Annotated in this window: 9 protein-coding genes; 1 reads left to right on the plus strand and 8 read right to left on the minus strand. The window is 61.3% G+C overall.

Annotated elements, in window-relative coordinates; all coding sequences use genetic code 11:
- Positions 1 to 30 precede the first annotated feature (30 nt).
- Positions 31 to 5,781 (plus strand): EAL domain-containing protein, encoded by a 5,751-nt coding sequence (locus tag FBY03_RS18460; RefSeq protein ID WP_178090697.1) that lies wholly within the window; start codon positions 31 to 33, stop codon positions 5,779 to 5,781.
- Positions 5,782 to 5,864: 83 nt separating this feature from the next.
- Here FBY03_RS18460 and FBY03_RS18465 read toward each other — a convergent pair whose 3' ends face one another.
- The 8 genes from FBY03_RS18465 to FBY03_RS18500 all read right to left on the minus strand — a co-directional run bounded on the left by FBY03_RS18465 (position 5,865) and on the right by FBY03_RS18500 (position 13,385).
- Positions 5,865 to 7,238 (minus strand): aspartate aminotransferase family protein, encoded by a 1,374-nt coding sequence (locus FBY03_RS18465; RefSeq protein WP_147173819.1) that lies wholly within the window; start codon positions 7,236 to 7,238, stop codon positions 5,865 to 5,867.
- A 37-nt stretch (positions 7,239 to 7,275) separates the two neighbouring features.
- Positions 7,276 to 8,622, minus strand: a complete 1,347-nt coding sequence (locus FBY03_RS18470; RefSeq protein ID WP_147173820.1) for a glutamine synthetase family protein — start codon at positions 8,620 to 8,622, stop codon at positions 7,276 to 7,278.
- A gap of 32 nt (positions 8,623 to 8,654) precedes the next feature.
- Positions 8,655 to 9,212: a helix-turn-helix domain-containing protein gene (locus FBY03_RS18475; RefSeq protein ID WP_147173821.1), complete on the minus strand. Its 558-nt coding sequence runs from the start codon at positions 9,210 to 9,212 to the stop codon at positions 8,655 to 8,657.
- A gap of 14 nt (positions 9,213 to 9,226) precedes the next feature.
- The gene (locus FBY03_RS18480) at positions 9,227 to 10,516 is read right to left on the minus strand and encodes an FAD-binding oxidoreductase (protein WP_147173822.1); all 1,290 of its coding nucleotides are present in this window, start codon (positions 10,514 to 10,516) and stop codon (positions 9,227 to 9,229) included.
- A gap of 162 nt (positions 10,517 to 10,678) precedes the next feature.
- Positions 10,679 to 10,822: an acyl-CoA dehydrogenase family protein gene (locus tag FBY03_RS18485; protein ID WP_147173823.1), complete on the minus strand. Its 144-nt coding sequence runs from the start codon at positions 10,820 to 10,822 to the stop codon at positions 10,679 to 10,681.
- Complete coding sequence (locus FBY03_RS18490) at positions 10,823 to 11,971, minus strand: acyl-CoA dehydrogenase family protein (protein WP_147173824.1); 1,149 nt, start codon at positions 11,969 to 11,971, stop codon at positions 10,823 to 10,825.
- Positions 11,972 to 12,256: 285 nt separating this feature from the next.
- On the minus strand, positions 12,257 to 12,856 hold the full coding sequence (gene recR / locus FBY03_RS18495) for a recombination mediator RecR (RefSeq protein WP_147173825.1): 600 nt from the start codon (positions 12,854 to 12,856) through the stop codon (positions 12,257 to 12,259).
- A 202-nt stretch (positions 12,857 to 13,058) separates the two neighbouring features.
- Positions 13,059 to 13,385 carry a YbaB/EbfC family nucleoid-associated protein gene (locus FBY03_RS18500; protein WP_025166455.1) on the minus strand — a complete coding sequence of 109 codons (327 nt, stop codon included), beginning with the start codon at positions 13,383 to 13,385 and terminating at the stop codon, positions 13,059 to 13,061.
- Between the last annotated feature and the right edge of the window lie 10 nt (positions 13,386 to 13,395).

Below are 13,395 nucleotides of genomic sequence, written 5' to 3' on the forward strand. Positions count from 1 at the left end.
CTCCAGTCAGGCGCAGACAAGGACAACAGGATGGATATCAAGACTCGCCACCTGAGCTATCAAGCTTTCTTGCACGTCCAGGGTTTTGCCCTGCTGATCATCGGCAGTATCAGCCTGTGCGGTTATCTAGTCGCCGAAACCCCTAGCGCTTTTAGTCTGGTGCTGCTGCCCGACAGCGCCTTGGCTGTTCTGCTGCTGGGCCTTGGCCTGCTGGGCTGCGCCAATCAGCGGAACCCGCTCTGCCAACTGTCCTCAACCCTGGTGCTGGGCATTGGCCTGTACAGCCTGGCCCACAACCTTCAGCTCGCGGACAGCAACCAGGGCCGCTCACTGATCAGTGGTTTCCTGCACATGCGCAGCCCTACGGCGCTGCTGTTCTGTCTGCTGGCGGTTGGCCTGCTCAGTCAACCATTGGGCACCTGGGGTAAAAGGCTGAGTACCGGGCTGGGGTTAATGGTGATTGGTCTCAGCGGCCTCTCGCAGCTGGCGCCCAGCGTAGCGCCCCTCGGCGCTTGGCGCCTGGGCTTCAGCCACGACGTGAATAACCTGGCCAATCTCTTCGGCCTGAGCATGGGCCTGGCCCTGTTCTGTCTCAACGGGCTGCCCAGCAAACGGGAACACCTGCTTGATCGCCGGACTTTGCTCGCGGGTGCCCTGGGTACCCTACTGACCTGTGGTAGTTGGTACCTGCTGAGCCTGCAGAACATCGAGGCGAACCAGCGGCAAAGTACGCTGTTACTGTCCGAGCTGGGTAGCTCCATCGAGCGGACATTCGATACTCACCGGCTGACGATCCAACGCATGGCTGAGCGCTGGCAGATTGATGGGCAGCTACCCAGCCCAGCTAAATGGCAGCAAGAGTCCAGTGGCTATTTGCGTGACTTCCCCGATATCGCACTCATAGCCCTACTGGACGAACAGCTCCGTCCACAACGGTTGTTCAGCCGCGACCATACCGAAACGGACTGGTTGGATGATCTGCTCCGCCGTCCCAGCCAGCGCGACTGGCTGCAGCGCTCTCCCCCTGCGTTCCAAGCACGCCTGAGCCCGGCACTCAGCCTGGCGGCCCAGCACAACAGCCTGATCGCCATCCCGCTGAACCTGTCCGCCAAACCTGGTTGGACCTTGGTCGCCAGCCTCGATCTGGTTCGCACACTGGACGGGGTGCTGGGCACGCAACCGCAGGGTCTGAGCATGCGCCTCTACGAGGACCAGCAGCTGCTGTTCGACTCGGCGCCGCAACACCCCAGCGCATCGCTCAACTCGCTGGGCGAACGACTGCTGCACGGTCCGGGCAGCGACACTTGGCGTTTGGTCACTTACCAGAACCTCAATGCCTCCAGTCAGACCGCAAGCCATCTACCCAGCCTGGTGATGCTGTTCGGCCTGACCTTCAGTTTTTTCATCATGCTCAGTCAGCGGCTCGGACGCCTGGCCGTCGAGCGCTCGCGCCACCTGCACCTGGTCAACCGGGCACTGGAAACCAGCCTGCGATATCAAGATAACCTGCAGGCCCTGAACCAACGGATCATGGATTTTTCCATGGACGTACTCTGTTCCATCGACGAACACGGTCTTTTCGCCCAGATCAGTCCCTCGGCCAGCAGCGTGCTCGGCTACCGGCCGGACGAACTGATCGGTCGGCCCTACCTGAGTCATGTAGTGCCGGAGGATCGCCAGGGCACCCAAGCAATAGTCCAGGCCATGATGGCAGGCGAGGAGCACACGGGCTTTCGTAACAGCTACCAGCGCAAAGACGGCAGCATCGTGCATCTGCTCTGGTCCGGCGGCTGGTCCGAGAGTGATCGCACCCTGTTCGCCGTGGCGCATGACATTACTCGTCTGGTACAGAACGAGGCCTACGCCGAGGATCAACGCGACATCCTCAGCATGATTTCCACCGACCAGCCGCTGGCGGACATCCTCAAAGTCATCTGTCAGGTGACCGAGGTCCAGTTGCCCGGCACCTACTGCTCGGTGCTACTGGTGGACAAGGAACAGCAGCACCTGTTGCTCGGTGCCGCGCCGAACCTGCCGCACAGCTACACCCAGGCCCTGCACGGGATGAAAGTCGGTCCCGCTGCCAGCGCTTGCAGCACTGCGGTTCAGCGCCGCCAGTTGGTGATAAGCGAAGACATCGACGGCGACCCGCTCTGGCAGGGCTACCGCGCCCTGGCCCTCGGTCACGGCCTGCAGGCTTGCTGGTCGATTCCATTGATTTCCCATCACGGCGCTGTACTGGGCACCTTCGCCATCTACCATCACGAACCCAAGCAACCAGACGACGACCAGTTGCAGCTGATCGGCACGGCTGGACAACTGGCCGCCATCGCCATCGAACGCCAGCACGACCGTCTGCGCTTGCAGGAAAGCGAGCAGCGCTACCGTTCGCTGTTCACCTTCAACCCCGATCCGGTGTTCTCCTTCGACCTGGACGGCCAGATCGAGAGCATGAACCAGGCGGGCTGCCAGCTCTCCGGTTACAGCGAGGAAGAACTGCTTGGCCAACCCATCTCGTTGCTGCTGCAGAACGACGACCTGGAAGCCTTCCACAGCCACCTCAAAGCCGCCCGCGAGGGTGGCACCCAGCGTCACGCCGCGCGTTGTAACAGCCGCGACGGTCACGTGCTGGAGCTGGACATCACGACCCTGCCGATCATCATCGACGCGCAGATAGTCGGGGTGTTCTGCATCGCCAAGGACATCAGCGAACGCAACCGCATGACCCGTGCACTGCGCGAGGCGTTGCAGCACTCCGAGCACCAGGCCGAACTGCTGCGCGGGATGACCGACACAGCGGTGAACATCAACAGCATCGTCGACAGTCAGACATTGCTCGACTACCTGAGCGAACGGCTGCGCGGGCTGATCGGCAGTCACCAGGCCATCGTCAGCCTGCTGCATGGCAGTGACTGGCGGGAGGCCGTTCATGCGGTAGCGCTCTCGGAACGCTATGCCGACTGGCAGCAAGACGACGGCCAAACCGCCGGCAGCGATCTCTATGCACTGGTGTGCAGCACCGACCAATCGGTACTGCTCAGCCAGGCAGAACTGGGCAGCCACCCGCACTGGCGTGAGCACGCCAAGCAAAGCCTCAACCTTCCGCCGATGCGCGGCTGGCTGGCCGTGCCGCTAAAGGACTATGCCGGCAACAACCTGGGTCTGCTGCAACTGTCTGACAAACAGCATGGCGAGTTCAATCAGGATGACCTGGCCATCACCCAGCAGTTCGCTCAGATGGCCGTGGCGGTGCTCGAGAATAACCGCCTGATGCGTGCAGTGATAAAGGGCGAACAGCGCCTGAAAGCACAACTGGAGTTCACTTCGGCAATCACCGACAGCATCGCCGAGGGGCTGCTGGCGATTGACCGCGAGGGCCACCTGAGCTTCATCAACCCAACCGCCGCCGCCATGCTTGGCCAATCTGTCGACAGGCTGCTCGGCCAGCCGTTGGCCGAGCACCTGCCGTTCCCGCTCGAACAAACCCAGGGCAAAGGCAGTCAGCATGGCGAACTGAACCTGCCGCAAGGCGCACAGAGCGAACGCTATATTGCCTACGACAGCGCACCGTTGCTCGACGACGACGGCCCGCAAGGCTGGGTCGTGGCATTTCGCGACATCACCGCGAACAAGGAGGCCGACAAGCAACTGCGTCTGTTCCAGCGCAGCCTGGAGGCCAGCTTCAACGGTGCCTTGATCTGCGATGCTCAGGCCGACGACATGCCGATCATCTACGTAAACCCAGCCTTCGAGCGCATCACCGGTTACAGCGCGGCCGAAGCCCTGGGCCGCAACTGTCGTTTCCTCCAGGGCGAGGAACGCGAACAACCGGGGGTCGCTGAAATCCATCGGTGCCTGGCCCAGCATCGAGACGTGCACGTCGTGCTGCGCAACTTCCGCAAGGACGGCACACCATTCTGGAACGCCCTGTACATTGCCCCGGTCCCCAACGAGCACGGGCAGGTCACCCACTTCATCGGCGTGCAGAACGATATTTCCGAGCAGAAACGCTTCGAGTCCGAGTTGGCCTACAACGCCAGCCACGATGTACTCACCGGCTTACCCAATCGCTCGCTGCTGGAAGATCGCTTAAGCCAAGGCTGCCGGATCAGCCATCGCTACAAACGCAGCCTGGCGGTGATGTTTATCGATATGGATGGCTTCAAACCGATCAATGACAGCCTGGGCCATAACGTGGGTGACCAGATTCTGGTCGAGGTGGCGCGGCGCCTGAACCAGCAGGTGCGCCCTGGAGACACGGTCGCGCGTCTTGGCGGTGATGAATTCATTGTCATTCTGCCGGACCTGGCCCGCGAGGAAGATGTGTTACTGGTGGCCGAGCGGATAGTCCAGAACCTTGCCCGCCCTTACCACGTCGCGCATGTCGAACAGCACATCACCGCGAGCATCGGCATCACCCTCAGCGATGGCAGCATCGCGCAACCGATGTTGCTGATTCAGCAGGCCGATATGGCGATGTATAAGGCCAAGCAACAAGGACGTAATAACTATCAGTGGTACACAGAGGATCTCAACCAGAAGGTCAGCGAACGCGTCACCCTGCGCAATGAGTTGCAGAAGGCCATCGAAGCCGAGGCCTTCCAGCTCTATTACCAGCCGCAGATCGACGGGCGTAGTGGCCGAGTCGTGGGCTACGAGGCACTCCTGCGTTGGCATCACGCCGAGCGCGGCTTCATTCCACCGGCACACTTTATCCCGGTGGCCGAAGATACCGGACAGATCATTCCGCTCAGCGAGTGGGTACTGAGCACCGCCTGCCGCGCAGCCCGCTCGCTGGCCAACCAGGGGTTCAACGGCGCGGTGATGGCCGTGAATGTCTCGCCCGTACAGTTCCAGCGAGCCGGCTTCGTCGAGCAGGTGCGCAACACCCTGGAGCAGACCCAGTTGCCGGCCGATTTGCTGGAACTGGAGATCACCGAAACCGTATTACTGGATAACGCGGAAAAGGCCATTATCACCCTGCATGCACTGAAAGAGCTCGGTGTACACATCTCCATCGACGACTTCGGCACGGGTTTCTCCAGCCTGAATTACCTCAAGCGCCTGCCGATCGACAAGGTCAAGATCGATCGCTCCTTTGTCCAGGAGGTGATCAGCGACCGTCACGACTCCGCCATCACCCAGGGCATCATCTCCATGGCCCACCACCTGAAACTCAAGGTGCTCGCCGAAGGCGTGGAGACCGAGCCACAACTCGCCTTCCTGAAAAAAAGTCGCTGTGACGAATTCCAGGGCTACTACTTTGCCAAGCCCATGCCGCTGCCGCAGCTGGAGAGTTACCTGCGCAAACAGCATGAGACACGCGACTCGCAGCAACAGAACCGCGCGCCAGACAGCCAGGCGCAAACCCTGCTGCTGCTCGATGACGAAGAAAACATTCTGCGGGCACTAACCCGGGTACTGCGCCGCGATGGCTATCGAATCATCACCGCCAGCCGCGCTCAAGATGCCTTCGCCCTGTTGGCCAAGCACAATGTGCAGGTGATCCTCTCGGACCAGCGCATGCCGGAGATGAACGGTACCGAGTTCTTCAGCCGGGTGAAGAGCCTCCACCCCGAGACCATCCGCATCGTACTGTCCGGCTACACCGACCTGAAATCGGTGACCGATGCGATCAACCAGGGCGCGATCTACAAGTTCCTCACCAAACCCTGGGACGACGAACACCTGCGCACCACCATTGCCCAAGCCTTCCAGCATCACAGTCTGGCGATGGACAAAGACGACAACGCCCGGCCCGCGGATGAAGAGCAGGCCTAGGCCTGCAGGTGGAGGCTATAGCGCTGCCCTATTCAGCTGCGCCGAACGGCCATCGGTTGCCGACCTGCCGGCTTCAGTAGGGATTAGTGCGGCAGTTGCTCGAAGGTCAGATCCAGACTCAGGCGCGCCTTGGTCAGCAGTTCGTCGATCTGCGCCTCAGTGATCACCAGCGGTGGAGCGATGATCATGGTGTCGTCCGCGGCGCGCATGATCAGACCATTGGCAAAACTATGGTCGTGACAGAGTTTGCCGACACCCAAGGCACTCGGGTAACGCGTGCGACTGGGCTTGTCCTTGACCAGTTCGATGGCGCCGAGCATGCCGAGGCCGCGCACTTCACCCACCAGCGGGTGATCGGCCAACTCGCGCAGGCGCCTCTGCAAATAAGGCCCCGTCTGATTTCGCACCCGCTCGATGATGCCCTCCTGCGCAAGGATGCGCAGGTTCGCCAGCCCCACGGCGGCGGCCACCGGGTGACCGGAATAGGTGAAGCCGTGATTGAAGTCACCGCCCTGGCTGATCACCTCGAACAGCTTGTCGCTGACGATCAAACCACCCATGGGCACGTATCCGGAGGTTAGGCCCTTGGCGATGGTCATCAAGTCAGGTGTATTACCGTAGTAGTCACTGCCGAACCACTCGCCGGTGCGGCCGAAACCGCAGATCACTTCATCGGCGACGAACAGGATGTCGTACCTGGCGAGGATCTCGCGGATACGCGGCCAGTAGCTGTCCGGCGGAATGATCACCCCGCCAGCGCCCTGGATCGGCTCGGCGATAAAGGCCGCGACGTTGTCCTCGCCCACTTCGAGAATTTTCTTTTCCAGCTGGTCGGCAGCCCAGATCCCGAACGCCTCGGGGCTCATGTCGCCGCCCTCGCCAAACCAATACGGCTGGGGGATGTGCACGATGCCCGGAATCGGCAGGTCGCCCTGCTCGTGCATCTCCTTCATGCCGCCCAGGCTGGCACTGCCCATGGTAGAGCCGTGATAGGCGTTGTGGCGGCTGATAACGACTTTCTTGTGCGGCTGGCCCTTGGTTGTCCAGTAGTGACGGACCATGCGCAGCACGGTGTCATTGCCTTCCGAGCCGGAGCCGGTGAAGAACACATGGTTCATTCCGGCTGGGGCGATCGCGGCAATCGCCTTGGCCAGCTCCAGAGCCGCTGGTGTGGCGGTCTGGAAGAAGGTGCTGGAGAACGCCAGCTCGCGCATCTGCCGGCTGGCCGCCTCGACCAGCTCTTCGCGACCGTAGCCGACGGCCACGCACCACAGACCGGCCATGCCGTCGAGTATCTTGTGCCCCTCGCTGTCCCACAGGTACACACCTTCGGCCTTGGTGATAATCCGCGGCCCGTTCTCCGCCAGCTGTTTGTAATCACTAAAGGGGGCTAGATGATGCTCGCGACTCATGGCCTGCCATTCGCGGGTCTTGCTGTTAAGTTCGGCATTACTCATCTCGCCTCCTTGTGAGGAAAATCGATGGACAGCTAGCTCAGAGATACCAGCGGTATTCGCGCGGGCTGATGGCGTGCATGAAGGCCTGGTGATCTTGTCGTTTGTTCTCACAATAGACCATGACGAACTCCGCACCCAGACCCTGGCTGACCACCGGGTGGTCGGTCATCTGGCGCACAGCCTCCAGCATATCCTTGGGAAAGTCGATACCGCTGTTGCGGTCCTCATTTAACGGCGCAATTGGCTCACACCCCGCTTGCAGACCGTACTCAAGACTGCTCAACAAGGCTGCCAGCACCAGATAGGGGTTGGCGTCGGCGCCGGGCAGACGGAACTCGATGCGCAGGTTGTCCACGTCCGACTCCGGGATGCGCACGCTGGCGTCGCGGTCTTCATAGCCCCAACTGGCACGGCTGGCCGAATTGACCATGGCACCGAAGCGGCGATAGGCGTTGTGGTTCGGTGCATAGATGGGCATCAGGTGCGGTAACAGCTCCAGGCAACCGGCCACGGCATGCCGTAGGGGGCGCTGCTCATCCTGCGCCAGCAAGTTGCGCCCTGCTGGATCGTACAGGCTGATGTGTACGTGCATGCCGCTGCCCGGGTATTGCAGGTAGGGTTTGGCCATGAAGCTGGCACGCTGGCCATGCTTGAGCGCTACGCCGCGCGTGCTGCGGCAGAACAGCGCCGACCAGTCGGCGGCCTGCATCGGGTCTTCACAGTGACCGAAGTTGATCTCGAACTGTCCGGGGCCTAACTCGGCGGTGATCACCGTGGCGTCTATGCCCTGCAGGCGAGCCGTTGCGACCATATCGTCCAGCACCGGGGCGAAGCGCGACAGGCGCTCGATATGCATATTGGGCTGGTCGTCGAGGTCGCCACTCAGCTCATCGCGGGGGAACTGCGGCAGTCCTTTTTCCAGCGCTTTATCGAACAGATAGAACTCCAGTTCGAAGGCCACCACCGGGCGAATGCCCTTGTCGCGCAGGCGCTTGACCACCCGCGCCAGCACTTCGCGCGGTTCGAACTCGATAGGCGCCTCGGTACCGTCGGAGCTGATCAGCATCTGCCCCAGCGGCTGCGCTTCCCAGGTCACCGGCTTCAAGGTGCCGGGAATCAGTCGGCGCGGCGCATCCGGGTCGCCGTCATGGAAACAGTACTCGCCGATTTCGTAGAGGCCGCCTTGAGCGCCGAGCAGCACACAGTTTTGCGGCAGTTTAAGGGCACTACCGGCGGCGACCTTTTCCAGCATGTCCACCGGGTAGCGTTTGCCGTAGAAGTGTCCTGGAATGTCCAGGCAGATCAAGTCGACGAAACGTACCTCGGGATGGCTCTTGCGAAAGGCGCGAACCTCGGCCAGCACGTCGGGAAAGACGGCGTTCATCAATAGTTTCCTTGCAGGAATGGATAGGCTGATCAGGTGTAAACCCAGAGCACGCGGGTCGGTTTGTCGCTCTGGTTGGCATAACGACATTGGGCATAGCTGGGCACCTGGAAGGCATCGCCCACGTGCAAGGTCGCGCACTCCTCATCCTCACCGACCCAGAGGGTCAACTCCCCCTCCAGGACATAGCCGCCCTGCTGCGAACGATCACTCATCTGCCGTTCGCCGCTACTGGCACCTGGCTCGAGCAGGCTTTCGAGCATGGAGAAGGCGGCCGACATTTTCGGCGAGGCGAGGATGTCGGTAATACCGTTGGCGAAGTACAGGGTGCGCCGCTCCTCGGGGCGAGTGACCCAGGACAGCGCCTTGGGTTTAGGCAGGCTGTAAAAATAGGTGGTGGGTACGTCCAGCGCCTCACTGATGGCGGTGAGGTCGGCCACGGTCGGCCACGACAAGCCTCGCTCGACCTGTGACAAGAAGCCCACCGAACGACCGATACGTTCGGCCAGATCGCGCAGGGTCATCTTCTTGTGCTTGCGCAGGTCATGGATGAGGATCGCCAGCGCCGCTATTTCTTCCTGCTTGTCCATGATGATTGCCCTTGTCAGATGAAGTCACGCAACCGGTACCAGGCCTTGCCCAGCGCTTCCAGTGGGGCGGCCAAGCGCTCGCCCCCCGGAAATACCGGGTTGCGCAGACTTTGATAAAGCTTGAGGTCGTCGTCGTTCCCCAGAATCGCATCGGCCACCGCCCGCGCGCCGGCCAGGGTCGGCAGCACGCCGTGCCCGGAGTAGCCCTGCAGCCAGTAGCGATCGGCGTCGCGGCCGATATCCGGGGTCCGCTGCAAACTGATGTCGAGATGCCCGCCCCAGGCGAACTCCAACTCGACCCCGGACAACTGCGGAAACACCCGCTCGAGGAAGGGCCGGGTAGCGGCGGCCATATCCTTGGGCAAACCGCCCAGGTAGCTGCAACCGCCGCCAAACAGCAGGCGGTTGTCCGGAGTCCGGCGAAAATAGTCGAGCACGAACTGGTTATCGGTCACGCAGACATTGCGCGGCAGCAGCGCCTCGGCCTGCTGCACCCCCAGAGGCGCAGTGGCCACCTGATAGTTGCCCACCGGCAGGATGCGCCGCGCCAGGTCCCGGTCCAGGCGGTCGATATAAGCGTTGCAGGCCAGCACCAATACCTCTGCCTGTACGCTACCGCTGTCGGTTTCTACCCGGTAGCCAGTGTCATTCTGTTCATAACGCAGCGCCCGGCTCTGCTCATGGATAGATCCGCCCGCGCGTTCAATGGCCTCGGCCAGACCCAGGGCCAGTTTCAACGGGTTGAGGTGGCCACCCAAAGGATCGAACAGTCCGGCCTGATAGCGCTCGCTGGCCACCCACTCGGGTAGCTCCTGACGGGGCACGAAGCGCAACTGGTCATGCCCCCACTTATGGCCGGCCTGCTCCTGCCACTCGTGGAGAAGAGCCACCCGGCGCGGCATCACCGAGGTCCATAAATGGCCCGGTCGATAATCGCAATCGAAGCCATGCCGCTCAGGCAAAGCGCGTATCTCATCGGCGGCCCAGCGCATGCTGTCCCACAGCCTGCGTGCGCGCTCCAGACCCAGTGCTTTCTCGAGAGGTGGCATATCGCACGACCAGCCGAGAATCGCCTGACCGCCATTCCGCCCGGAGGCCGCCCAGGCGACTCGACTGGCCTCGAGCAGGATTACCCGCTTGCCGGCCAACGCCAGGCGTAACGCGGTGTGCAGGCCGCTAAAGCCGGCACCAATGACCAGTACTTCGGTGCTCTGCGCCCCCCGCAAAGGTTGGCGTTCGCACAGCAGTTCACGACAGCTAGCGGAGTAATAGGTACGGAGGTGCTGAGTGGATTGTTTGAACATAGCGAAATGAAATTATTTATTATTAATTTCATGAAAAAATACATAAAAACCTTCATGCAAGCAAGTCCGATTTCAATAGACTGGCAGCACGAGCACACACCATCTAGATACAAGCTTACGGCCACGCCCCAATGTGTAGCCGCGAAACCATTCGTTCTGCGCCTAAAGCCCCATCTGCTTGCTGATGATCTCGTTCATGATCTCCCGCGAACCGCCGCCGATCGACAGGATGCGGTTGTCGCGATACAGCCGTTCGACCAGGCTTTCGCGCCATAAGGGCCCAAATGCCGGATTCCGCTGGAGCACCTATAAGCCCATCTGTTTGCTGATGATCTCGTTCATGATCTCCCGCGAACCGCCACCGATCGACAGGATGCGGTTGTCGCGATACAGCCGTTCGACCAGGCTCTCGCGCATATACCCCATGCCACCCATGATTTGTACCGCGTCATAGGTCAGGCGATCGGCTATATCGGTGGCGAAATTCTTGGCCATGGAGATTTCCTTGATCACGCTCTTGCCTGCAGCCATTTTGGCGGCCTGGCGATAGGTGAACTCACGAGAGACTTCCAGCTGCGTGGCCATTTCCGCCAGCCGATGCTTGAGTACCTGAAACTTGCCGATGGGCTTACCGAACGCCTCGCGCTCCCTGGCCCAGTTCAGCGACTCTTCCAGCGCCAACTGGGCGGTCATGTTGGCCATGATGGCCAGCGACAGCCGCTCACTCTGGAAGTTGGCCATGATGCAGGCAAAGCCAGCGTTCTCCATACCGATCAGATTTTCCACCGGCACTTTGCAGTCGTCGAAGAACAACTCGGCAGTGTCCGAGGCCCACCAGCCCATTTTCTTCAGCTTGCGCCCGACGCTGAAACCAGGCGTACCCTTCTCGATCAGCAGCAGGCTTATACCGCCAAAGCCGTCGCCGCCGGTGCGCACTGCAACGGTGTAGTAGTCGGCGCGCACGCCGCTGGTGATAAAGGTCTTGCTGCCGGTCACCCGGTAACAGTCGCCGTCGCGCACCGCGCGAGTCTGCAAGTGGGCCACATCGGAGCCGCCAGACGGCTCGGTCACCGCCAGGGCCATGATCTTCTCGCCAGCCAAAACCTGCGGCACGATGCGCTCGCGCAACGCCGGCTTGCCCCACTTGAGCACCGGCGGCAAGCCGATATCCAGAGAGCCCAGCCCAGCCACCAGGCCACCTGAGCCGGAGCGCATCAACTCCTCGCTAGCGGCGACCTTGGCGAAGATATCGCCCGCATGACTGCCGCCAAACTGCTCCGGGTAGCCAACGCCGAGAATCCCGGCGGCACCGGCCTTGAGATACAGCTCGCGGGGAAACTCCTCGGCCTCCTCCCACTCATTGATCTGCGGGAGGATCTCCCGCTCAACAAAACGCCGCACCGAATCGCGCACCAGTTGATGGGAGTCGTCGAAGTATTCCTGGAAGACGGACATGGCAGAGCTCCTGAGCAAGTCAGACGAACTTACCGAGCGCTTGCTTGGCTTTCAAGACGAGACATCGGCCATAACAGCGGGTGATACGCAAAACCTCAGCCATCACCAGGCTCCGCAGCTCCAGGATTGGCCATCAGTTCAGCCTGAAGTGATTACCAGCAGGCCTGTACATTCACAGGCATCGAACGACTTCAACTCGCGCTCAGCCAAGGTGAGGGGTACAGAAATGAGTAGCGGAAAAGTTATCCGCGATGGAGCCTCACCAGCAACCGTTTGGTCAGAGGGTCAGAGACCGATTGGTCGACGCCCGGCCAACGCATGTGCCAAGGTGCCGCCGTCGACCAACTCCAGTTCGCCCCCGAGCGGCATGCCGTGAGCGATACGCGAGGCGATCAGGCCCTTATTGGCCAGAAGCTGGGCGATGTAATGCGCGGTTGCCTCGCCCTCTACCGTCGGATTGGTCGCGAGTATCACCTCACTGAAGCTGGCCTGGTTGATGCGGGCCAACAGTTCGGGAATGCCGATCGCCTCAGGGCCCAGACCGTCGAGAGGCGAGAGGTGGCCCTTGAGTACGAAATAGCGTCCGCGATATCCGGTCTGCTCCACCGCATACACGTCCATGGGCCCCTCAACCACACACAAAAGACTGTCATCACGGCGCGGGTCGAGGCACAGCTGACAGACCTCGTCCTCGCTCAGGCTACGACATTGCGTGCAGTGACCAACCCCTTCCATCGCCTGGGTCAAGGCCTGGGCCAGACGCAACGCGCCACTGCGATCACGCTCGAGCATCTGCAACGCCATGCGCTGGGCCGTCTTCTGCCCTACACCCGGCAGGATGCGCAAAGAATCGATCAGTTGACGGATCAGTGGGCTGAAACTCATGGGGGGATACTCGATGACAGCGGAGTGGTGGGAACGCCTGCGTTACACTTCTGCCCTACTGGCTGACCAGCACAGCAGTGCGTTCAGCCGGTGTGCAGGGCAAGGCGCCGTCGGGCGAGGAACCGCAGTGTGCTGGTGCACATGAGGATTCCGAGCCCGGCGGCAACGCAGCCATGTGCGCCGACTGGGCGCACGAGACCGATCAAAAAGGCATTTTGAAGCCAGGGGGGAGCTGCATACCCGCAGTCATACCCGACATCTTGTCCTGGCTGTTCTGCTCGATCTTGCGTACGGCGTCATTCACCGCAGCCGCGATCAGGTCTTCGAGGATGTCCTTGTCTTCTTGCATCAGGCTGTCATCCAGGCTGACGCGCTTGACGTCGTGACGACCGGTCATCACCACGCTGACCAGGCCGGCGCCGGATTGACCAGTAACTTCGGCGTTCGCCAACTCTTCCTGCATCTTCTGCATTTTTTCTTGCATCTGCTGGGCCTGCTTCATCAGGCCGGCCATGCCACCTTTCATCATGGTGCTAGTC

Origin of the sequence: Pseudomonas sp. SJZ079, assembly GCF_007993865.1 — a bacterium.
Lineage (GTDB): Bacteria > Pseudomonadota > Gammaproteobacteria > Pseudomonadales > Pseudomonadaceae > Aquipseudomonas.

Excerpts from the sequence above, each read along its gene's own strand:
- FBY03_RS18500 (WP_025166455.1), bottom strand. The coding sequence starts at position 13,385 with ATGATGAAAGGTGGCATGGCCGGCCTGATGAAGCAGGCCCAGCAGATG.
- FBY03_RS18470 (WP_147173820.1), bottom strand. The coding sequence starts at position 8,622 with ATGAACGCCGTCTTTCCCGACGTGCTGGCCGAGGTTCGCGCCTTTCGC.
- recR (WP_147173825.1), bottom strand. The coding sequence starts at position 12,856 with ATGAGTTTCAGCCCACTGATCCGTCAACTGATCGATTCTTTGCGCATC.
- FBY03_RS18490 (WP_147173824.1), bottom strand. The coding sequence starts at position 11,971 with ATGTCCGTCTTCCAGGAATACTTCGACGACTCCCATCAACTGGTGCGC.
- FBY03_RS18465 (WP_147173819.1), bottom strand. The coding sequence starts at position 7,238 with ATGAGTAATGCCGAACTTAACAGCAAGACCCGCGAATGGCAGGCCATG.
- FBY03_RS18475 (WP_147173821.1), bottom strand. The coding sequence starts at position 9,212 with ATGGACAAGCAGGAAGAAATAGCGGCGCTGGCGATCCTCATCCATGAC.
- FBY03_RS18480 (WP_147173822.1), bottom strand. The coding sequence starts at position 10,516 with ATGTTCAAACAATCCACTCAGCACCTCCGTACCTATTACTCCGCTAGC.
- FBY03_RS18460 (WP_178090697.1), top strand. The coding sequence starts at position 31 with ATGGATATCAAGACTCGCCACCTGAGCTATCAAGCTTTCTTGCACGTC.